General features: G+C 71.7%; 22 protein-coding genes. 11 read left to right on the top strand and 11 right to left on the bottom strand.

The features are described from left to right. Positions 1 to 5: 5 nt before the first annotated feature. The gene (locus ACTIF1_RS23725) at positions 6 to 428 is read right to left on the bottom strand and encodes a hotdog fold thioesterase (RefSeq protein ID WP_439598928.1); all 423 of its coding nucleotides are present in this window, start codon (positions 426 to 428) and stop codon (positions 6 to 8) included. 29 nt (positions 429 to 457) lie between these two features. After that, positions 458 to 1,867, bottom strand: a complete 1,410-nt coding sequence (locus ACTIF1_RS23720) for an MATE family efflux transporter (RefSeq protein ID WP_439598927.1) — start codon at positions 1,865 to 1,867, stop codon at positions 458 to 460. A 119-nt stretch (positions 1,868 to 1,986) separates the two neighbouring features. Here ACTIF1_RS23720 and ACTIF1_RS23715 point away from each other — a divergent pair, with 119 nt between their 5' ends. After that, positions 1,987 to 3,042: an alpha/beta hydrolase gene (locus ACTIF1_RS23715; protein ID WP_439598926.1), complete on the top strand. Its 1,056-nt coding sequence runs from the start codon at positions 1,987 to 1,989 to the stop codon at positions 3,040 to 3,042. A 75-nt stretch (positions 3,043 to 3,117) separates the two neighbouring features. Here the strand turns inward: ACTIF1_RS23715 and ACTIF1_RS23710 are convergent, their stop codons facing one another. The 3 genes from ACTIF1_RS23710 to ACTIF1_RS23700 are packed head-to-tail and all read right to left on the bottom strand — an operon-like array spanning position 3,118 to position 5,957. After that, positions 3,118 to 3,621, bottom strand: a complete 504-nt coding sequence (locus ACTIF1_RS23710) for a hypothetical protein (RefSeq protein ID WP_439598925.1) — start codon at positions 3,619 to 3,621, stop codon at positions 3,118 to 3,120. Between the two features lie 58 nt (positions 3,622 to 3,679). Further along, positions 3,680 to 5,200 carry a PAS-domain containing protein gene (locus ACTIF1_RS23705; RefSeq protein ID WP_439598924.1) on the bottom strand — a complete coding sequence of 507 codons (1,521 nt, stop codon included), beginning with the start codon at positions 5,198 to 5,200 and terminating at the stop codon, positions 3,680 to 3,682. Further along, positions 5,172 to 5,957, bottom strand: a complete 786-nt coding sequence (locus ACTIF1_RS23700) for a response regulator (RefSeq protein WP_439598923.1) — start codon at positions 5,955 to 5,957, stop codon at positions 5,172 to 5,174. The genes ACTIF1_RS23705 and ACTIF1_RS23700 overlap by 29 nt, the downstream gene beginning before the upstream one ends. Positions 5,958 to 6,269: 312 nt before the next feature. On the opposite strand from ACTIF1_RS23700, the gene ACTIF1_RS23695 reads away from it, so the two are divergent. The 7 genes from ACTIF1_RS23695 to ACTIF1_RS23665 all read left to right on the top strand — a co-directional run bounded on the left by ACTIF1_RS23695 (position 6,270) and on the right by ACTIF1_RS23665 (position 12,472). Then, positions 6,270 to 8,060: an IlvD/Edd family dehydratase gene (locus tag ACTIF1_RS23695; protein WP_439598922.1), complete on the top strand. Its 1,791-nt coding sequence runs from the start codon at positions 6,270 to 6,272 to the stop codon at positions 8,058 to 8,060. A gap of 66 nt (positions 8,061 to 8,126) precedes the next feature. Next, complete coding sequence (locus ACTIF1_RS23690) at positions 8,127 to 9,413, top strand: AAA family ATPase (protein ID WP_439598921.1); 1,287 nt, start codon at positions 8,127 to 8,129, stop codon at positions 9,411 to 9,413. A 1-nt stretch (position 9,414) separates the two neighbouring features. After that, a complete protein-coding gene (locus ACTIF1_RS23685; protein ID WP_439598920.1) occupies positions 9,415 to 10,251 on the top strand; it encodes an HNH endonuclease in 837 nt (278 codons plus the stop codon). 53 nt (positions 10,252 to 10,304) lie between these two features. Next, positions 10,305 to 11,054 carry an SDR family oxidoreductase gene (locus tag ACTIF1_RS23680; protein WP_439598919.1) on the top strand — a complete coding sequence of 250 codons (750 nt, stop codon included), beginning with the start codon at positions 10,305 to 10,307 and terminating at the stop codon, positions 11,052 to 11,054. Positions 11,055 to 11,091: 37 nt separating this feature from the next. After that, entirely contained in the window at positions 11,092 to 11,940 is an 849-nt protein-coding gene (locus tag ACTIF1_RS23675) for a fumarylacetoacetate hydrolase family protein (protein ID WP_439598918.1), read from the top strand. 19 nt (positions 11,941 to 11,959) lie between these two features. Continuing rightward, positions 11,960 to 12,151 (top strand): hypothetical protein, encoded by a 192-nt coding sequence (locus tag ACTIF1_RS23670; protein ID WP_439598917.1) that lies wholly within the window; start codon positions 11,960 to 11,962, stop codon positions 12,149 to 12,151. 6 nt (positions 12,152 to 12,157) lie between these two features. Then, positions 12,158 to 12,472, top strand: coding sequence for a monooxygenase (locus ACTIF1_RS23665; protein ID WP_439598916.1), 315 nt, complete (start codon positions 12,158 to 12,160; stop codon positions 12,470 to 12,472). Here the strand turns inward: ACTIF1_RS23665 and ACTIF1_RS23660 are convergent. The 5 genes from ACTIF1_RS23660 to ubiA form a co-directional block, all read right to left on the bottom strand. Further along, positions 12,458 to 14,662, bottom strand: a complete 2,205-nt coding sequence (locus ACTIF1_RS23660; protein WP_439598915.1) for an esterase-like activity of phytase family protein — start codon at positions 14,660 to 14,662, stop codon at positions 12,458 to 12,460. The two genes, ACTIF1_RS23665 and ACTIF1_RS23660, sit on opposite strands and share 15 nt — an antisense overlap. Positions 14,663 to 14,751: 89 nt before the next feature. Further along, entirely contained in the window at positions 14,752 to 15,144 is a 393-nt protein-coding gene (locus ACTIF1_RS23655; RefSeq protein WP_439598914.1) for a VOC family protein, read from the bottom strand. Between the two features lie 30 nt (positions 15,145 to 15,174). Continuing rightward, a complete protein-coding gene (locus ACTIF1_RS23650; RefSeq protein WP_439598913.1) occupies positions 15,175 to 15,600 on the bottom strand; it encodes a hypothetical protein in 426 nt (141 codons plus the stop codon). Further along, positions 15,597 to 16,241, bottom strand: coding sequence for a class I SAM-dependent methyltransferase (locus tag ACTIF1_RS23645; RefSeq protein WP_439598912.1), 645 nt, complete (start codon positions 16,239 to 16,241; stop codon positions 15,597 to 15,599). Before ACTIF1_RS23645 ends, ACTIF1_RS23650 begins: the two co-directional genes overlap by 4 nt. Then, positions 16,238 to 17,137 (bottom strand): 4-hydroxybenzoate octaprenyltransferase, encoded by a 900-nt coding sequence (gene ubiA / locus ACTIF1_RS23640; RefSeq protein WP_439598911.1) that lies wholly within the window; start codon positions 17,135 to 17,137, stop codon positions 16,238 to 16,240. The genes ACTIF1_RS23645 and ubiA overlap by 4 nt, the downstream gene beginning before the upstream one ends. A gap of 29 nt (positions 17,138 to 17,166) precedes the next feature. On the opposite strand from ubiA, the gene ACTIF1_RS23635 reads away from it, so the two are divergent. From ACTIF1_RS23635 to ACTIF1_RS23625, 3 genes are read left to right on the top strand one after another with little or no spacing between them, the layout of a single operon-like run. Continuing rightward, the gene (locus tag ACTIF1_RS23635) at positions 17,167 to 17,886 is read left to right on the top strand and encodes a 16S rRNA (uracil(1498)-N(3))-methyltransferase (RefSeq protein WP_439598910.1); all 720 of its coding nucleotides are present in this window, start codon (positions 17,167 to 17,169) and stop codon (positions 17,884 to 17,886) included. 48 nt (positions 17,887 to 17,934) lie between these two features. Next, positions 17,935 to 19,278: a glutamate--cysteine ligase gene (locus ACTIF1_RS23630; RefSeq protein ID WP_439598909.1), complete on the top strand. Its 1,344-nt coding sequence runs from the start codon at positions 17,935 to 17,937 to the stop codon at positions 19,276 to 19,278. A 2-nt stretch (positions 19,279 to 19,280) separates the two neighbouring features. Beyond that, complete coding sequence (locus ACTIF1_RS23625) at positions 19,281 to 20,534, top strand: 3-phosphoshikimate 1-carboxyvinyltransferase (RefSeq protein ID WP_439598908.1); 1,254 nt, start codon at positions 19,281 to 19,283, stop codon at positions 20,532 to 20,534. On the opposite strand, the gene ACTIF1_RS23620 is transcribed toward ACTIF1_RS23625, so the two are convergent. After that, on the bottom strand, positions 20,507 to 20,851 hold the full coding sequence (locus ACTIF1_RS23620; RefSeq protein WP_439598907.1) for a GNAT family N-acetyltransferase: 345 nt from the start codon (positions 20,849 to 20,851) through the stop codon (positions 20,507 to 20,509). The genes ACTIF1_RS23625 and ACTIF1_RS23620 overlap by 28 nt on opposite strands. Positions 20,852 to 20,881: the final 30 nt, after the last annotated feature.

The raw sequence follows: 20,881 nt of genomic DNA, 5'->3' as shown, positions 1-20,881 counted from the left end.
CTCCATCACGCGTCGACGACCGCGCAGGTGAGGCGGGAGACGCAGGCGAGCTTGCCGTCGGCGCGGCGGATCTCGGTCTGCCAGACATGGGTCCGGGAGCCGGTGTGCAACGGGCGGCAGGTGGCGGTCACCACCTCGCCGCGCTTCACGCCGGCCATGTGGTTGGCATTCACCTCGATGCCTACGGCGCGCTTGCCCTCATCCAGCGTCATCATGCAGGCGAGCGAGCCCAGCGTCTCGCTCAGCACCACGCTGGCGCCGCCATGCAGCAGGCCGAAGGGCTGGGCGTGGCGGGCATCCACCGGCATGGTGGCGTGCAGCGCCTCGGCGCCGATCTCCGTCACCTCGATGCCCAGCATCCCGGCCATATTGTCCGCCATGCGCGCATTGATCTGCGCCGGCGTCCAATCGCGTTTCCAAAGGGTCATCGCAGCTTCCGTCAGAGGATCGGCGCCAGTCAGCGCAGCCGGCGGCGCAGCGTCAAGCCGCCGCTGGCGGAAAGCCGCATCCATCGCGCGAGCATCATCCCGGCCACCAGCAGCAGCCCGGCCGAAAGCCCGACCCAGATCCCGATCGGCCCGATGCCCCAGCCCAGCGCCAGCACCAGGCCCAGCGGCAGGCCGATGATCCAATAGCCGAGTCCCGCCAGCAGCATGGGCACGCGCGTATCCTTCAGCCCGCGCAGCGCCCCGGCGGCCACCGCCTGCACGCCGTCGGACAGCTGGAAGAAGCCGGCCATCACCAGCATCAGCGCGGCGAGCGATGCGGTCTCCACAGCCCCTGGATTGCCCGGCGCCAGGAACAGCCAGGCGATCGGCGTGGCCAGCAGCACCAGGGCGGTGGCGGAGGCCGCCATGAAGCCGGCGCCGAGCGCGATGCCGATCCAGCCCGCCCGCGCAGCCTCCCGCGCCCGGCCGGCGCCGGTCATCAGCCCGACGCGCGCGGTCGCCGCCTGGCCGATGCCCATGGGCACCATGAAGGTGGCCGAGGCCACCTGCACGGCGATGGCATGCGCCGCCACCGCCACCGCGCCGAACCAGCCCATGGCGATGGCGGCGAAGGCGAAGACGGAAATCTCCAGCGCCATGGAGCCCGCGATCGGCAGGCCGATCTGCGCCACCTCCCGCAGCCGGGCCAGGTCGTAGCGCCACAGGCGGCCGAACAGGTGGTAGCGCCGCAGGTGCCGGTCGCGCGCGATCACCGCCACCAGCCCCGCGAACATCACCAGGTTGCAGAGCGCGGAGGCGATGCCGGCGCCGACCACGCCGAGCGACGGCAGGCCCAGCCCGCCATGGATCAGCCAGTAGTTCAGCGGGATGTTCAGCGCGACGCCCACGAAGGACACGACCAGCGCCGGAATCGGCCGCTGCTCTGCGGAGAGGAAGCCGCGCAGCACGACGAAGCCGCAGAACAGCGGCATGCCCCACATCAGCGCGCCGACATACTCGGCCGCCAGCGCCGCCAGGGCGGGCTCCTGGCCCAGCGCGACCAGAAGCCCTTCCGTGTGCCACAGCGCCAGCCAGACCGGGATGGTGGCCGCCGCGCAGGCCCACAAGGCGGCGCGCACGTCGCGGCGCATGCCGCGCAGATGGCCGCGCCCGCGGCCGCGGGTCTGCGCGCACATCGGCGCCGCCGCCAGCGCCAGGCCGAAGGCGGGCGACAGCGCGGCGAAGTACAGGTTGCCGCCGAGGGTTGCCGCGGCCAGTGCCTCCGTCGCCACCCGGCCCAGGAACAGCGCATCGGTCAGCGACAGGGCGAATTGCGAGAGATTGGTCAGCACCAGCGGCCAGGCGAGCGCCAGGGTCGCGCGAATCTCCGGCCCCCAGGCGCCCAGGCGCCCGGCGGTGTGTAATGCATTGTGTGACATGGCGGCGAGGTGTTAGCCCGGATCGCCCAGGCGGTCGCATGATCTTCCTGTGCGTCGCGCTTGGGGGGCGGGCGGGCGGAGGCTACACTCCCGAAAACTGACGTCCGGAGCCTGTCTTCATGAAGCGACGCCTCATCCTCGCCGCGCCCGCCCTGGCGGCGGCCGCCTCGGCCCTGCCGGGGCCGGCGCGCGCCCAGTCCGCGCCCCAGGTGCTGCCCCAGGTGCTGACGGAAGAGTTCATGGTGCCGAGCGGCGAGGGCATCGAGGTCTTCCTGCGCAACAAGCGGCAGGAGGGCGCGACCACCGGCCCCTCCCGCACCCTGTTGATGGTGCATGGCGCGGGGTTCGGGGCCTCCTCCAGCTTCGACCTGCCCTTCGGCGGCCTGTCCTGGATGGACTATATCGCCAGTCGCGGTTTTGACGTCTGGACGCTGGATATCCGCGGCTTCGGCCGCTCCACCCGGCCCGCGGCGCTGGCCCAGCCGGCCGACCAGAACCCGCCGGTGGCGCGCGGCGAGCAGGCGATGGTGGACCTGGCCGCGGCGGTGGCCTTCATCAGGCAGCGCCGCTCGCTCGAGAAGCTGGTGCTGCTCGGCCATAGCTGGGGCACCAAGCTGGTCGGCCGTTTCGCCGCGGACCAGCTAGGGCAGGTGGAGCGCCTGGTGCTCTTCGCCCCGCCCTGGCTGCGCGACGGGCCGAGCCGGACCGATCCCGGCGGCGGGCCGCTCGGCGCCTGGCGGCCGCTGACCCAGCGCGCGCTGCGCGAAGGCATCCTGGCCCAGGCGCCGGAGGCGCAGCGCGCCGGGCTGATCCCGCCCGGCTGGTTCGAGCATTTTGCCGGCGTCACCTGGGCGCTGGACCCGGATGGCATCCGCGCCAATCCCTCCGTCCTGCGCGTGCCGAACGGGCCGGTGGCGGATGGGCGGGAATTCTGGAACGCCGGCAAGCCCTGGTGGGAGCCGGGCAAGGTGACCGCGCCGGCGCTGGTCGTGCTCGGCGAATGGGACCGCACGACGCCGCCCGCGCTGGGTTTCGCGGTGTTTTCCGAGCTCAGCCGCTCGCCCGGCAAGCGGATGGTCGTGCTGGCCGAGGGCACCCACAACATGTGGATGGAGCGCAATCGCGGCGCGCTGTTCCAGGCCGTGCAGGGCTTCCTGGAGGAGGCGGCGGCCTGAGGGCCCGCCGCCTGCCTTCCGTGCAGGATCCCGGCGACGCGGTCTGGCCACGGCCATCCCGCGTCGCCGCGGCCTTCAGGGCGCCTTGAAGACCACCCGCTCGATATTGCTGAACTCCACCGTGTAGTTGCCGAGCGTGATCGTCCCTTCCAGGCCGGTCACGTCGATATAGAAGCTGTCGCCATCCGCCACGATGCGCGGCGCGCCTTCGCCACCGGTCACCTCGAAAGCGCCGAGCAGGAAGCCCGCCTGGTCGGCGCTGTAGCCGGACAGATAGGTGCTGGTGAATTGCAGCGTGTCCGTCCCCGAGCCGCCGTCGATGATGTCGTGCTGCAGTTCGGTCAGGTTCATGTCCGAGAGCCGGCTGATGAAGGTGTCGTCGCCGCTGCCGCCGAACAGAACGTCGCTGCCGCTGCTGACGTTGAACTCGCCGCTGCCGCCGACGATGGTGTCGTCTCCCTGACCGCCGGCCAGCAACGAGCCGGCACGGTCCGCCGTCAGAAGATCGTCGCCGTTCTGGCCGTACTGGTCGGTCGGGCTGCCGACGGTCAGGTTCTCGGTGTCGGCGCTGCCGCCCACGACACGCTTCGCCGCTCATCGTAGTGGTGCCAAACCGTACCGGTGACAAAGGCGGCGTCTATGGGTGGCGCGGCTTCGCTCGTGCCGCCTCGTTCCCTGGCAGGCGCACCACAAGCACGGCGCCGCCGCCCGGCAACGCCTCCACGGCGATGCTGCCGCCATGCGCCTGGGCGATGGTGCGGCACAGCGCGAGTCCGACCCCGGTGCCCTCGCCATCCGGCTTGGTGGTGAAGAAGGGGTCGAAGACGCGCTCGCGCAGCGCTTCCGGAATGCCCGGGCCGTTATCGGCGACCCGCAGCTCCACCCAAGCCGCCACCACCCGCACGGCCAGCCGCACCCGCGGCCGCCAATCCCGGGAGGGCGGGGCATGGCCCGCCAGCGCGGCGCAGGCATTGCCCACCAGATTGGCGACCAGATGCGCCAGCTGGTCGGCATCGCCGCGGATCGGCGGCAGCGGCGCCGCCACCTCCCTGACCAGCTCCACCCCGGCGCGCGCCAGCTCGGTCAGGTCGAGGCCTGTCTCGACCACCTGCGCCAGGTCTACCCACTCCCGCTTTGGCGGCTTCTGGCGGGCGGAGGCGAGCAGGCTGGCGACGATGCGGCCGCAGCGTTCGGCAGCCAGGCGCACCTTCTCCGCCCGCGCGGCCAGCGCGGTGCCCTCCGCCTCCTCCGCCAGCAGCAGGGATTGCGCGGCGACCACGGCCAGCGGGTTGTTGATCTCATGCGCCACGCCGGCGAGGAGCGAGGCGATGGCCGAGAGCCGCTCGTGGCGACGCAGCGCCTCCCGGCTCGCCGCGCGGGCGCGCTCCGCCTCCCGCCGCAGGGTCAGGTCGCTGTAGGTATTGACCAGCGTGCCATCCTCCAGCCGCGCGGTGCGCAGCTCGATCACGCGACCATCCGGGCGGGTCTCCTCCTGCCGCCCGGGGGGGCGGGCCATGATCTCCGCCACGCGGGCCAGGACCAGCGCCTCCTCCGGCGCGCAGGGATCCTCCTCGGGGCGCAGGTCGGCGCGGCGCAGGCGGTTGCGGATGAAATCGGCCACCGGCGTGCCGGGCGCGGCCAGATGCGGCGGGAAGTCGTACATCGCCAGGAAGCCGGCATTGGCCAGCACCAGCCGTGCATCGGGGCCGACGATATTCACCCCATCGGCGACCCCTTCCAGGATGGCGCGCAGCTGCTGGCGGCTGGTCTCCGCCGCTTCCTCCCGCTGCCGTTCCGCGGTCAGGTCGCGCAGGAACAGCGCGAAGGCCTCGCGGTGATCGGGCTGGGGGGCCAGGGTCCAGGCGAGGAAGCGGCGGGGCTGGCCGGGGGCATCGGTCCAGCCTTCCGCCTGCACCACCTCCCCGGCCAGGGCGCGATCGGCGGAGGGATCGAGCCAGGCGGCCAGGTGCGGGCCCAGCAGCTCGGCCAGGGGCTGGCCCGGGATGGCCGCGGCCGGCGCCTGGGCGAAATCGGCAAAGGCCCGGTTGGCATGCAGGATGCGGCGGTCGCGCGCGACGAGGCAGACCGGCGCCGGCACCGCATCCAGCACGCCGGCCAGCAGCGCGGCGTCAGGCCTGGGCGCTGGGGTCGAAGACATAGCCGGCGCCGCGGATGGTGCGGATGACCGCGGGCCGGTCCGGCACCGCTTCCACCTTGCGGCGGATGCGGGCGATGCGGACATCGATGGAGCGGTCGAAATGCTCCTCCCCCCGAGGATGGGCGAGCTCCAGCAGCACCTCCCGCGTCAGCACCCGGTTGGGGCGTTCGGCGAAGGCGCGCAGCAGGGCGAATTCCGAGGGGCCGAGCGGAATCTCCTGGCCATCCGAGCCGGTCAGCCGCCGCGCCTCCAGGTCCAGCCAGGTGCGGCCCATGCGGATGCGATGCGCGGGCGGCGGCGCGGCGGCGGCGGGCCCGGCGCCAGACTGGGCGCCAGACTGGGCGGCGAACGGGGGGGTGGGCAGGGCGGTCAGCAGCGCCGCCCGCGCTTCCCGCCGCCGCAGCACGGCGCGCAGCCGGGCGAGCAGTTCGCGCAGGTCGACGGGCTTGGCGACATAGTCGTCGGCGCCGACCTCGAGCCCCACCACGCGGTCCACCACATCGCCGGCGGCGGAGAGCATGACGATGCCGATATCGGATTCGGCGCGCAGCGCGCGGGCCAGCGAAAGCCCATCCTCCCCCGGCATGGCGATATCCAGCACCACGAGATCGGCCATGCGCTCCGCCAGCAGCCGTCGCAGCTCCGCGCCATCCGCCGCGCGGCGCACCGCGAAGCCGCGGCGCGCCAGGTATTCGGCCACGGCCTCGCGCAGGTCGGGCTCGTCGTCGCAGACGATGATGGCGGCGGTCTCCGCCATGGCGGGCGGTCCTTCGTTGCGGGGTCGGTCGCCGCGCAGCATGCCCGCGCAACGCGGCGCAATAAAGCCCGGAGCGCGACGGCGGCGCGCGACATCTTCCGGAAACCGTCCCGGGCCAGAACCGGGGCGCGCCAGGAGGAGACGCCCGATGTCCTGTCCCGCCGAACCCACGCTCTGGTCCCTGCTGTCCCGGCAGTGGCTGGAGCGCGTCGCGCGGCGCAAGGCGAAGCCCGCCGGGGACGGGAGAGGTTGACGAAACCGCGGTGCGGCGCCTCACTCCCCCGAACGGCAAAGGCCGATGGGGGAACCGCCATGGACGACCACGACCAGACCAAGAAGCCCTTCCGGCTCCGCAGCCAGCGCTGGTTCGACGATCCCCAGGACCCGGGCATGACCTCGCTCTATATCGAGCGGCAGCTGAATTTCGGGATGACGCGGGCGGAACTGCAGTCGGGCCGGCCGATGATCGGCATCGCGCAGACCGGCTCCGACATCTCCCCCTGCAACCGCCACCACATCGCGCTCGCCGAGCGGGTGAAGGCGGGCATCCGGGATGCCGGCGGCGTGCCGCTGGAATTCCCCGTCCACCCGATCCAGGAAACGCTGAAGCGCCCCACCGCCTCGCTGGACCGCAATCTTCAGTACCTGTCGTTGGTGGAAATCCTGCACGGCTATCCGATCGATGGCGTCGTGCTGACCACCGGCTGCGACAAGACGACGCCCGCCATGCTGATGGGCGCGGCCACCATGAACATCCCCGCCGTCGCCCTGCCGGGCGGGCCGATGCTGGATGGCTGGTGGCATGGGCGGCTGGCGGGCTCCGGCACCATCGTCTGGGAAGCGCGGAAGAAGTTGGCCGCCGGCGAGATTGACTACGAGGGTTTTATCGAGATGGTGGCGGCGTCCTCCACCAGCGTCGGGCATTGCTCGACCATGGGGACGGCGCTGTCGATGAACTCGCTGGCCGAGGCGGTGGGCATGACGCTGACCGGGTCCGCCGCCATTCCCGGGCCTTACCGGCAGCGGGCGCAGATGGCCTATATGACCGGCGTGCGGGCGGTGGAGATGGTGAAGGCCAATCTCCGCCCCTCCGACATCATGACCAAGAAGGCCTTCGAGAACGCCGTGATGGTGGCCTCGGCCATCGGCGCTTCGAGCAACTGCCCGATCCACATGATCGCCATCGCCCGCCACATGGGCGTGGAGCACGACCTGGCCGATTGGCAGCGCGTCGGCGCGGAGATCCCGCTGCTGGTCGATTGCCAGCCTGCCGGCCGCTTCCTGGGCGAGGCCTTCTATCGCGCCGGCGGGGTGCCCGCGGTGATGCGCGAGCTGCTGCAGGCCGGGCTGCTGCATGGCGATGTCATGACCGCGACCGGCAGGACGGTGGCGGAGAACCTGGAAGGCCTGGCCGAGCCGGATCGGGAGGTGATCCGCCCGCTGTCCCGCCCGATGAAGGAACATGCCGGCTTCGTCGTGCTGACCGGCAATCTCTTCGACAGCGCGGTGATGAAGATCAGCGTCATCGACAAGGCGTTCCGGGAACGCTTCCTGACCGAGAACCCCGATGTCTTCGAGGGCAAGGTCGCGGTCTTCGAGGGGCCGGAGGATTATCATGCGCGCATCGAGGACCCCGATCTCGGCATCGACGAGCACACCGTGCTGGTGGTGCGCAACTGCGGCGCCGTCGGCTATCCGGGGGCGGCGGAGGTGGTGAACATGCAGCCGCCGGCCGCCCTCATCAAGCGCGGGGTCATGGCGCTGCCGACCATGGGCGACGGGCGACAATCCGGCACCTCCGCCAGCCCCTCGATCCTGAATGTGACGCCGGAGGCGGCGGTGGGCGGCGGACTCGCGCTGCTGAAGCATGGCGACCCGATCCGCATCGACCTGAAGGCGCGGCGCGTCGATGTGCTGATCCCGGCGGAGGAGATGGCAGCCCGCCGCGCCGCCTGGACCGCGCCCGTGCTGCTGCACAAGACGCCCTGGGAGGAGATCTACCGCAGCATGGTCGGCCAGCTCGGCACCGGCGGCTGCCTGGAGCCGGCGACGCTCTTCCTCAATATCCTGGAGACGCGCGGCGAAAGCCGGCATAACCACTGACGCGGCAGGCTCGCCGCGCAGCCTTCCGCCCAGGGGTGACGTCCGGTGTATCTGCGCCGCCTTGCATTGCGGAACCTCCGGTCCATCGCCTCCCTGCGGCTGGATTTCGGCACCGCGACCGGCCAGGGGCGCGCCTGGACCTATCTTCTGGGCGAGAATGGGACGGGCAAGAGCTCCGTCCTGCGGGCGATCGCACTCGCCCTTGCCGGCAGCGATGCGGCGCTGGAGCTGGTCGGCAGCCCCGATGACTGGATCCGGCTGGGCGAGAGCGAAGCCTCGATCGAGATCGAATTCGCCACCGCCCGTGGCGCGCCGCGGCAGGCGGGGCTGGTGCTGCGCCGTGGCATGGGCGTGGCCGAATTCGGCGCGACCAATCGCGCCGCGCTGAAGCAGATCGACGCCGCCATCGCCAAGTCGGAACGCAACTACTTCGTCGTGGGCTATGGCGTGGCGCGGCGGCCCGGCGCGGGCCCTGCCTGGGCCACCGTGGCACAGGGCCGTTCGCGCTCACCGCGCAGCCGCGCCACCGCCACCCTGTTCAACCCCGATGTCCCGCTCGTGCCGCTGGAGCAATGGGCGATGGACCTCGACTACCGCCAGGGCGAGGCCGGGATGGGCGCGGTGCGCAGCGCGCTCGACAAGCTGCTGCCCGATGTGCGCTTCCGCGGCATCGACCGCGAGGGCCGCCGCCTGATCTTCGCCACGCCGGATGGCGACCTGCCCCTGTCGGCGCTCTCCGATGGCTATCAGGCGATGGCCGCCTGGTGCGGCGACCTGCTGTGGCAGATCACCGAGAACTTCCAGGACTACAGCAATCCGCTGGCCGCGCGGGGCCTGCTGCTGGTGGATGAGATCGACCTGCACCTGCACCCGGTCTGGCAGCGCCGCCTGGTGGATTTCATCAAGCAGACCCTGCCGAATGTGCAGGTGGTGGTGACCACGCATTCGCCGCTGACGATCCACCAGGCCGGCGCCGGCGAGCTTTTCGTGCTGCGCCGGGATGCTCTGGCCGGCGCCACGCTGCAGGCCTATGACGGCGCGCCCAACCGGCTGATGCTGCATCAGCTTCTGCAAAGCCCGATCTTCGGGCTGGAGACGCTGGACTCGCCGCAGGTGGAGGCGGCGCGCGACGAGTTGCGCGACCTGCAGCGGATCGGCCGCAGCGAGGGCGCGCCGAGCAAGGCGGAACGGGCCCGCATCCGCACGCTGCAGAAGGAGCTTGGCGATGTGCCCAGCTGGCGCGCATCGCAGCCCTATCTGGCCCGCACCAATGCGGCGCTGGAGCGCATCGCGGAGGTGATGGGCGCGGCCGGCGAGGCGCCCCGCCGCGCCGCCAAGACCCGCAAGGCCTGAGATGATCGGCCTGGCCCGGGGCAGGGGGACGGGTGATATCCCCGCCGCCTTCCAGGGGCAGAGGCTCACCAGGCTCGCCCGGGACCTGATCGGCATCTATTTCGCGGCGCCGCCGGCCGGGCCCTTCGCCTTCAAATCCTCCGCCTGGAAGGCGGCGAAGACCCGGCTGAAGCGGGACAGTTTCGGCAAATGCGCCTATTGCGACGCACCCACCTCGATCGTCGCGCATGGCGATGTGGAGCATTTCCGCCCCAAGGACAGCTACTGGTGGCTGGCCCACAGCTACGACAACTTCGTCTTCGCCTGCCAGATCTGCAACCAGAGCCACAAGGGCAACAAGTTCCCGATCGGCGCGGCGGCCTTGCCGCCCCCTTCCATGCCGCCGAGCCTGCCGGAGGGCGCGGCGCTGGATGCGCTGGTGGCGCTGCTCGTCCTCGATTCCACGCGGGTCACCGATGCCGATCTGCACCGGCTTTGGGGCGCGGAGGAGGCGCATCTGGTCCACCCCTATCTGGAGGATCCGGAGCCGCTGGTCGCCTATGAGGTCGATCCGGTGAATGAGGAGGTCTGGCTGCGCTCCGCCGGCGGGGCGCGGGCGGACCGGGCCGTGCAGGCGGCGGATGACTGCCTCGGCATCAATCGCGAAGAGCTGCGGCGGGAACGCCATGCCCACTACCTGCTGCTCGACGCCTTCCGGCAGATCCTTGGCGCGGCCGGGCTTCCCGCCGCGGCGCGGGCCATCGCGGAGCGGGAGGTGCGGCGGCTCCAGGCCAGCCGCCAGCCCTTCGCGGGCATGCATCGGCACTTCGCCCGGCTCTGGCACTTGCCGCCGCATTGACGCCGGGGATGGCGCTGTCCAACCTTCGCGGCGAAGCGATGGGAGGGACAAGAATGTCGAACCGCCTGGCGGGCAAGCGCTGCCTGGTGACGGCGGCGGCGCAGGGCATCGGGCGCGCCACGGCCCTGGCCTTCGCCGCCGAGGGCGCGCAGGTGATCGCCACCGACCGCGATCTGGCGAAGCTCGCGGACCTCGCGGCGCCGGGGCTCACGACGCGCGGCCTCGATGTGCTCGACGGCGCGGCGATCGCCGAGGCGGTGGCCGATGCCGGCGAGATCGACATCCTGTTCAACTGCGCCGGCTTCGTGCACCAGAACACGGTGCTGACGGCGACCGACGACGAGTGGGATTTCGGCTTCGCGCTGAACGTCCGCGCCATGTGGAAGATGGTGCAGGCGGTGCTGCCGGGCATGCTGGAACGCCGGCGCGGCACCATCGTGAACATGTCCTCGGCCTGCTCCTCGATCAAAGGCGCGCCGAACCGCTTTCTCTATGGCACCACCAAGGCGGCGGTGATCGGGCTGACCAAGTCGGTGGCCACCGACTACGTGGCCCAGGGCATCCGCTGCAATGCCATCTGCCCGGGCACGGTGGATACGCCGAGCCTCGGCGAGCGGATCGCCGCCAATGCCGCCGCTGCGGGCAGCGAGGCGGCGGCGCGCGCCGCCTTCGTCGCCCGCCAGGCGATGGGAAGGCTGGCCACGGCCGAGGAGATGGCGGCGCTCGCCGTCTATCTCGCCAGCGACGAAAGCGCCTTCGTCACCGGCCAGGCCATTGTCATCGATGGCGGCTGGACCCTTTAAGTTCCGCGACCCCCCCAACACGGGTATAGGCATCTGCATGAAACTCCTTCGCTACGGCCCCGCGGGCCAGGAAAAGCCCGGCCTGCTGGACAGCTCCGGCACCATTCGCGACCTCTCGGGCGTGATCCCGGACCTGGCGGGGGTCGCGCTTTCCGCCGCCGGCCTGGCGCAGATCGCATCCCTCGACCCCGCCAGCCTGCCGGCCGTGACGGGCAGCCCGCGCCTCGGCCCCTGCGTCGCAGGCATGAAGAACTTCGTCTGCATCGGCCTGAACTACGCCGACCATGCGGCGGAGACAGGTGCGGCCATCCCGAAGGAGCCGATCGTCTTCCTGAAATCGCTCGGCGCGGTCTGCGGGCCGAATGACGACGTCATCATCCCGAAGAATTCGGTGAAGACGGATTGGGAGGTCGAGCTCGCCATCATCATCGGCAGCACCGCGAAATGCGTGCCCGAGGAGACGGCGATGGAGCATGTGGCGGGCTATGCCATCTGCAACGACGTCTCCGAGCGCGAATGGCAGATCGAGCGCGGCGGCAGCTGGGACAAGGGCAAGGGCTGCGACACCTTCGGCCCCCTCGGCCCCTGGCTGGTCACCAGGGATGAGGTGGCGGACCCGCAGGACCTGGCGATGACGCTGGATGTGGACGGGGTGCGGATGCAGGACGGCTCCACCCGCACCATGATCTTCGGCGTGCGGCACCTGGTCTCCTACGTCTCCCACTTCATCACGCTGCATCCGGGCGACGTGATCTCCACCGGCACCCCGCCGGGCGTGGGCCTCGGCAAGAAGCCGCCGGTCTTCCTGAAGCCGGGCCAATCGATACGTTTGTCGATTCAGGGGCTGGGCGAGCAGGTGCAGAATACGGTAGCTTACGGAGCGTGAAGCAATTTGGAGACAAATGATGTCGGAAGAGACTGACAAGGGCCGCTACCAGATCGTCGCCTGCCCGGTGGGCACGGGCATGTTCGTGGTGCTGGTGGACAGCGCCAATGGCCGGTCCTGGAAGCTGAGCTTCGAGGCGAACAACGTCTCCGGCTGGCGTCCCCTGAAGTTCCTCGACCTCAACGCCCCGGCGGCCCCGCCGGCGGGCTGAAGCCGCATGGCCGCCACCGTCCTGATCTTCGACTTCCCCAACAGCGCCTTCGGTCCCGACCGGACCGAGGCGCTGAAGCCCTTGGCGGAAGACATCGCCGGCCAGCACGGCCTGCTGTGGAAGATCTGGACGGAGGAGCCGGAGGCTGGCCGCGCGGGCGGTGTCTATCTTTTCGAGACGCGTGCCGCAGCCGAGGCCTATCACGCCATGCATGCGCGGCGCCTCGCGGCGCGGGGCGTGACGGAGATCGAGGCGACCTATCGCGGCGTGAACGAGGTGCTGAGCCGCATCGACCGCGCGCCGATCTCACTCCAGCGGTAGGCGCCCCAGCCGCAGGAACTGCGTCTCGCCCGCGGTGCCCTGCACGCCGTCATTATCGGTCACCGCGAAGGCATTGCCGGCGGCGTCGATGGCGAAACCCTCCAGCTTCTCTTGCACCACGCCGCGCGCGGCCGCCAGGTCCGGCACCATGTCGCGCAGCAGGCGGCGGGTGACGACCGGCACCTGGGCCGCGCCGGGCGCGGCCGGGGTCAGGCCGGCGGTCGAGACCAGCACCAGGCGCTTGATCGCGGCCTCGCCCCATTGGTTGTTGCGCTCGATCACCACGAAGCGGTCGGGCCCCACCGCGGTGATCTCGGACAGGCCCATCCAGCCGGCGGCGGACCGCTGCAGCGGGAGATGCAGCACGCCCCAGGCGCGGCTGGCGGGCTGGTAGCGCAGGATCATGGCATGGTCGGCCGGGGCGCCCTGCCAGGGGCGTTGCACGGCGATCCACACCGCCTCCTCGGCGCCCTCGCCGGTCACGGTCACCCCTTCGAAGCCGAAGCGGCTGGCGGTGGCGGCCAGCGCCTCCGGCAGGGCGATCTCCTCCTCGATCGCGCCGCCGGGGGAAACCCGCAGCAGCAGGTTCGCGGTGCGGTTCTGGGCGCGCTCCGGATTGCCTTCGGAGGCCAGCCAGAAGCTGCCATCGGCGCGCTGGGCGATGCCCTCGATATCCAGGTTCGCGGCCGGGGCGCCGTTGCGCGTCACGGTCAGGCTGCGGGTGATGCGGGCCGGCGTCGCGGTGGCGTCGATCGCCAGGATCTGCGCCTCGGCATAGGCGCTGTCCGTCACTGCGAAGAGCTGGCCGGGGCGGCTGCGGTCGGCGGCGAGGCCCGAGAGTGCCCCCCAGGGGATCGGCGTGCCCTCGGGGCCATTGTCCGAGACCAGGGTCGGATAGGCGGCAGGGCCTTCGCCGAGGCGGTAGAGGGTGAGGGTGGAGCGCAGGCCGATCTCGGCATTGTCGCCCTCTCCGGCCACCACCAGCAGGTTGCGCGCCGGGATCGCCAGCAGCCCTTCCGGCGCCACGCCGCTGGGCAGCGCCTGCAGGAAGACCGGCGCCTGTCCCGGGCCGCGATCCTGCCACACGCTGATGAGCGACGCCCTTTCGGAGCCCACGAAGATCAGGCGGCGATCGCCGAAGGTGGCGACCTCCACGCCCTCCGGCTCATTGCCGCGGGCGGCGGAGCGCGCCTCGGGATAGTGGCCCAGGCGGATCGCGAGATGGTCCAGCAGATGGCCGGAATCCCATTCCACGCTGCCGTCGCGCCGGAAGATGGTGAAGCCGCGGGAGCCGGTGACCATGTCGCCCTCATTGGCGGTGACGAAGCGCTCGTCATCCAGCCAGCGCACCGCATCGGGCTCCCGCACCAGGCCTTCCAGGCGCTGGGTCGGGCGGATGAGATTGTCGCGGCGGCCATCGACCTGGTCGAGATCGACCGTGCCGGCGCTGAAATGCGCCACGACGCGGCCCTCGGCCAGGTTGACGATGGCGATGTGGTTGTTCTCCTGCAGCGTCACCACGGCCTCGCCGCGGCTGTTGATGTCGACGAATTCGGGCTCCGGGTCGCTGGGCGCCACGGCGGCGAGGCCGGTGAGGTCGACGCGCCGCAACGCCTCGCAATCCAGCCCGGCATCGGTGATCGGAACCAGGGTGAGGTTGCCGGGCGGCAGTTGCGGGATGCGGCCGCGGTCGCGCTGCTCATCGCGCTCATTCTCGATGACGATGGCCAGGGTGCGGCCATCCCGGCTGATCGCGGTGGCGTCCGGCTGGCCGCCCAGCTCGCAGCGCTGGGTGATCCGTCGGGCGGCGATGTCCACCACCACCACCTGGCCGCTGGGCGCGACCTTGCTGGGCGAGGTGTCGAGCACCGCATAGGCGTGGGCGCCGCGGCTGGCGACGGAGGTGGGGTCGCCGCCGAGCGGCAGGAAGCCCGCGGGGCGCGGCGCCGCCGGATCCGCGATATCGACGAAGCCCAGCGCATGCTGGCCGCCATCGACATAAATCAGGGTCTGGCCATCGGCGGAGGCGGTGACGATCTCGGCGATCGAGCGGCCGGCGCGGTCGCGATCCGCGGGCAGCATGCGCACCGCCTCGATGGTCGCGACCCGGTTGAAGACCGGCGCCTGCTGGGACCAGGCCGGGCTGGCACAGAGGCTGGCGAGCAGCAGGCTGCGGAAGGTAAGGCGCATCGGATGCTTGCCCCCTGGGCTGTGGCGGCGCCGGGTCGCATGGCGGCCCCGGCCGCGGCAAGACCGCCCGCACAGGTGCAACGAAACCTTCACACGGGCGGCTCCGGCCAGTAGGTGCCGAAGGACCAGACATGGCCTTCCGGGTCGCGCACCGTGAAGTGGCGGCTGCCATGGTCGGTGTCCTGCAGCGGCCGCACCAGCTCCGCCCCCGCCGCCATGGCCCGGGCATGGGCGGCATCGGCATCGGCCGTGCGGAGATAGATGCTGCCGGTGATGCCGCCGAGCTGGCCGGGGGCGCGGCCGAGCGGGTCCTCCCGCACCGAGCCCAGCATGACCAGCCCGGCCTCTCCCCAATGCAGCTCCGCATGGGCGATGCCGCCCGTGCCGTCGGGCACGACGAGGCCGCGGCGGAAGCCGAAGGCGCGTTCCAGCCAATCCAGCGCCGCCGGGGCGTCCTGGTAGCGCAGGCAGGGGCAGAGCATGAGGGACCTCCTGGTTTCGGTGGTCCCAGGCTAGGCGGGCGGGCGGTCCCCGGATTGAAGAAATGTCGCGGCCTGCCAGCGCGGCCAGACTGCCGCGACGGCCATCGCGCGGGCCGCCTGGAAGGCGGGGTCGGCGGTATCCGGCCCGGGGCGGTAGCGGGCATCCGGCGCCGGGCAGGCCAGGATCGGCGGCGCGCCGAACTGGTCGGCGGTCAGGTCGAGGATCAGCCCCTCGGATTCCACCCAGGCATGGCGCGAAGGCGGCTGGCCGGGGGCCAGGAACCAGCCATGGCGGATTTCTGCCGATTGCCCGGCCTCGGCAAGCACGCGCTGGAGGAAGGTGGCGGAGCGGCCGCAGGTGCCGGTGGAGGGAATGGCGGGCAAGGGGCGGCCGCGCTCGGCATGCCAGGCCGGCCAGACGGTTTCGAGGAAGCGCCGCGCGGCGGCGAGAATCACGGCAGCAGGCGGTGGATGGTGACCTGGCGGGTCTCCCGGTCCTCCAGCTCCCGCGTCGTCGGCACCAGATGGGTGGAGAGCAGCGCCATGCCGTCGCGCGGCAGATAGGCGCGGCCGGGATCGGCGATCCAGACCTCCGCACCGGCGCCGGCCATGGCGCGCAGCCAGGGCAGGATATGGGCCGTCATCGGCGCCTCGTAGCAGACGTCCCCGGCCAGGATCAGGTCCCAGCGGCAGGGGCTGCCCACCACATCGCCCTCCGGCGTTGCCACCGCCACGCCGTTCAGCGCGGCGTTCAGGCGGGTGGCGGCCAGCGCCAGGGGGTCGATCTCGGCGGCCTCCACCGGGGACGCGCCGGCCAGCGCCGCGGCGATGGCGCCGATGCCGCAGCCGGCGGCGAAGTCCAGCACGCGCCTGCCGGCGACCAGCGCCGGCTGGTCCAGCACCGTGCGGGCCAGGGCCTGGCCGCCGGGCCAGGCGAAGGCCCAGAAGGGGGGCTCGATGCCTTCCTGGGCGAGCCAGGCCTCGGTCGCCTGCCAGATGGGCGTGATCTCGGTGGCCAGGTGCAGGCGCAGCTCCGGCACCAGGGAAGGCCTGGCGATGGCGGTATGGGCGAGGATGAAGCCTGCCGGGTCGCTCACAGCCGGCCGGCCAGGAAGGCCAGCGCGATGGCGAAGCCGACCTCGCGGTTCGAGCGGAACAGCATCAGGCAGCGTTCGGGGTCGTCGATGTCGAGCGTCACCACCTGCCGCGCCAGCAGCGCCGCAGCCGGCAGCAGGGCCGGCAGGAACAGCCAGTGCAGCCCGGCCAGCAGCCCGGCGGCCACCAGCAGCGCCAGCATGGCGGCGTAGCAAAGGATCAGGAACCGCCCCGTGCCGGCCCCCAGCCGCAGTGCCGTGCTGCGCACCCCGACCTTGGCATCGTCCAGCCGGTCCTGATGCGCGTAGATCGTGTCATAGCCCAGGATCCAGAAGAAGCCGGCGGCCCAGAGCAGCAAAGCGGGCCAGGCGAGCCCGCCGGTGGCCGCCGCATAGCCGGTGGGCGCGGCCCAGGAGAAGACGAGGCCCAGCACCGCCTGCGGCCAGTCCGTCACCCGCTTCGCCAGCGGATAGAGCGCGATCAGGACCAGCGAGCCGAGGCCGACGAAGATCGCCGCCAGCGGCAGCTGCACCAGCACCAGCAGCCCCACCAGGCAGAGCGCTGCCAGGAAGACCAGCGCCTGGAAGGGCGTGACCATGCCCGCGGCGAGTGGCCTGCCGCGCGTGCGCTCCACCTGGCGATCCAGGTCGCGGTCCCAGAGGTCGTTCACCACGCAGCCGGCCGCGCGCATGGCGAAGGCGCCGATGGTGAAGAGCAGCGCCAGCCGCAGGCCTTCGCCCCATCCCGGCGCCACCATCGCAAAAGCCCAGAAACCCGGCAGCAGCAGCAGCCAGGCGCCGATCGGCCGGTCGAAGCGGCCGAGCAGGGCATAGGGCCGCCAGCCGGGCGGCAGGCGGGCCACCCAGCCGGAGGCCCGGATATCGGTCCAGCCGGTCATGGTCCTATACCTGTCCGCGGAGGTTCCGGATGTCCATCCCCCGTCTTTTCATCGATCAGCCCCTGGCCGAGGGCGAGGTGCTGGAGGCCGCGCCGGGCCAGGCGCATCACATCGGCACGGTGCTGCGGCGCGGTCCGGGCGATGCGGTGCGGCTGTTCAATGCCCGCGACGGGGAATGGAACGCGACCATCGAGCAGATCCGCAAGGACCGCGCCCGGTTTGCCATCGGCGCCCAGGCGCGCCCGCCGGCGGCCGAGCCGGAATGCCGCCTGCTGGTCGCCGCCCTGAAGCGGGATGCGATGGACTGGGTGGTGGAGAAGGCGACGGAGCTCGGCGCCACGCTCGTCCAGCCGGTGCTGACCCGCCGCACCGTGGCCGAGCGCGCCAATGCCGCGCGGCTCTCCGCCATCGCCCGCGGCGCGGCGGAGCAATGCGAGCGGCTGTCGGTGCCGGAGGTGGCGGAGGCCGTGCCGCTGCACCGGGTGCTGGAGGCCTGGGACGGCGCGCCGCTGGTGGTGGCGATGGAGCGCAGCCTGGCGCGCCCGCTGCGCGAACTGGCCCTGCCGCCGGGCGTGCCGCTGGCCCTGCTGGTGGGGCCGGAGGGGGGCTTCATGGAGGCGGAACTTGACGACCTGCGCCGGCGGCCCTTTGTAGTGCCGGCCGCACTCGGGCCCCGGATTCTCCGGGCCGAGACCGCGGCCGTGGCCGGGCTCGCGGCGCTGCAGGCGCTGATGGGCGATTGGGCCTGATCGGTCGGGGCACCTGCCCCGGCGGAACGCCAGGAAGAGAACGCATCCATGTCGAATCCCGGCGAGGCCGACCTGACGCCGATCACCTCCACGCGCCAATTGGCCGAGTGGTTTGCCCAAGGCTCCAAGCCCCGCGCGGCCTGGCGGATCGGCACCGAGCACGAGAAGTTCGGCTTCGCCCGGTCTGGCTTCGCGCCGCCGCCCTATGAGCCGGTCGGCATCAAGGCGATGCTGGAAGGGCTGCAGGGCAGGGGCTGGGAGCCGATCCTGGACGCCGGGAATGTCATCGGCCTGAAGCGCGGCGGCGGCTCCGTCAGCCTGGAGCCGGGCGGGCAGTTCGAGCTCTCGGGTGCGCCGGTCGAGGATCTGCATGCCGGGCGCGTGGAACTGGCCGAGCATCTGCGGGAGGTGCATGAGGTGGCCGGGCCGCTCGGCCTGGGCTTCGCGCCGCTGGGCTTCCACCCGCTGGCGAAGCGGGAGGAGATGCCCTGGATGCCCAAGGGCCGCTACGCCATCATGCGGCGCTACATGCCGATGGTCGGCGGCATGGGCCTCGACATGATGCTGCGCACCTGCACGGTGCAGGTGAACCTCGATTTCGGCGACGAGGCCGACATGGTGGAGAAGCTGCGCGTGTCGCTGGCGCTGCAGCCGCTGGCCACGGCGCTGTTTGCCAATTCGCCCTTCCTGGAGGGCAAGCCCTCCGGCCTGCTGACGCTGCGCGGGCGGGTCTGGACGGATACCGACCCGGATCGCACGGGAATCCCCGGCGTGGTCTTCGAGGAGGGGTTCGGCTTCGAACGCTTCGCCCAGTTCGTGCTCGACGTGCCGATGTATTTCATCATGCGCGACGGCCAGTACATCGACGCCGCGGGCGTGTCCTTCCGCGCCTTTCTGGAGGGGCGTGCGGAGAAGCTGGCGGGGCATGAGGCGACGATGGGGGACTGGGCGGACCACGTCACCACCGTCTTCACCGATGTCCGGCTGAAGCGTTTTCTCGAGATGCGCGGGGCGGATGCCGGCAGCCCGGCGATGCTGATGGCCAAGCCCGCCTTCTGGACGGGGCTGCTGTATGACGATGCCGCCCAGAAGGCGGCCGCCGGGCTGATCCGCGGCTGGACGGTGGAGGAGATGAAGCTGCTGCGCAACGCGGTGCCGCAGCAGGCGCTGGCGGCGACGATCCGCGGGCGCACGCTGCAGGCGATCGCCCGCGATGCGGTGGCGATTGCGCGCGAGGGGTTGAAGGCGCGCGGGCTGGGCGAGGAGGTCTATCTGGCGCCGCTGGCCGAGATCGCGGAATCGGGCCTCACCCAGGCGGAGCGCTGGCTGCAGCGCTGGGAAGGTGCCTGGGGCGGCGACGTCTCCCGCATCTTCGCGGAAGCCGAGGCCTGACCATGGCCGCGCTGACCATCACCCCGCCCGCGAATCCGCTGTGCGGGCGCGTGGCGCCGCCGGGGTCGAAATCCATCACCAACCGGGCGCTGCTGCTGGCGGCACTGGCGCGGGGGACCAGCCGCATCACCGGCGCACTGAAGAGCGACGACACGCGGCACATGGCCGAGGCCCTGCGCGCCATGGGCGTGACGGTGGCGGAGCCGGATGCGACCAGCTTCGTGGTGACCGGCAGCGGGGCGCTGCGCGCGCCGGCCGCGCCGCTCTTCCTCGGCAATGCCGGCACGGCGACGCGCTTCCTGGCCGCGGCGGCGGCGCTGGCCGATGGGCCGGTGGTGCTGACCGGCGATGCGCATATGCAGAAGCGGCCCATCGCGCCGCTGGTGGCGGCGCTGGCCGCGCTTGGCGTGGAGGCCTCGGCGCCCACGGGCTGCCCGCCGGTGACGGTGCAGGGCCGCGGCGGCTTTGACGGTACGGCGGTGACGGTGGATGCCGGCCTGTCCAGCCAGTACGTCTCCGCCCTGCTGATGCTGGCGGCCTGCGGCGCGAAGCCGGTGCGGGTCTCGCTGGCGGGTGATGCGATCGGCGCGCGCGGCTATATCGATCTGACGGTGGCCGCCATGCGCCATTTCGGCGCGGTGGTGACGCAGGAGAGTGCGGCGGCCTGGCTTGTGCAGCCGGGCGGCTATCGCGCGGCCGATCTGCATGTGGAGCCGGATGCCTCGGCCGCGACCTATCTCTGGGCGGCGGAGGTGCTGACGGGCGGTGCCATCGACCTGGGTACGCAGAACTTCACCCAGCCGGATGCGCAGGCGCAGGCGCTGATCCGGCAGTTCCCGCATTTGCCGCCGGAAATCGAGGGCTCGCAGATGCAGGATGCGGTGCCGACGCTGGCCGCCCTCGCGGCCTTCAATGCGACGCCGGTGCGCTTCACCGGCATCGCCAATCTGCGCGTGAAGGAATGCGACCGCGTCGCCGCCATGGCCACCGAACTTTCCCGAGTCGCCCCCGGCCTGGCGGTGGAAGACGGCGACGACCTGGTGGTGACGCCGCAGCCGCGGGAGGCGTTTCGGCCGGCGCTGATCGAGACCTATGGCGACCATCGGATTGCCATGAGCATGGCGCTGGTGGGTCTGCTTGTGCCCGGCGTGACGGTCCTCGATCCCGGCTGCGTCGCGAAGACCTATCCGGATTACTGGCGTGACCTGGCCAGCCTCGGCGTGGCGCTTCAGCCCGAGAGCGGCTTCGTCATATAGACGCGGGTGCGGCCCGCTTCCGTGCGGCGCTCCGTCTCGTTGAAGCCGAGGCGGCGGTACATCGCGATATTGGCCGCCATCAGCGCATTGGTCAGCAGGCGCAGCTCCGGCAACCCGCGGCGGCGCGCCTCGGCTTCCGCGAAATCCATCAGAACCCGGCCGAGGCCCTGGCCCTTCAAGGCGGGTTCCACCGCGACATTGTCGATCCAGAGATGGTCCGGGAAATCCATCAGCACGATCAACCCGGCCAGGGCCCCGTCCTTCTCCAGCACGAAGGCCCGGCCCGCCTCGCAATGCGCGGCGTAGTCGTCATCCATCGGGGCCGGCCGGGCACCGGTCACCGGCAG

This window comes from Falsiroseomonas sp., from assembly GCF_051860665.1.
Classification (GTDB): domain Bacteria; phylum Pseudomonadota; class Alphaproteobacteria; order Acetobacterales; family Acetobacteraceae; genus Falsiroseomonas.
This window is presented reverse-complemented; position numbering and strand designations above follow the sequence as displayed.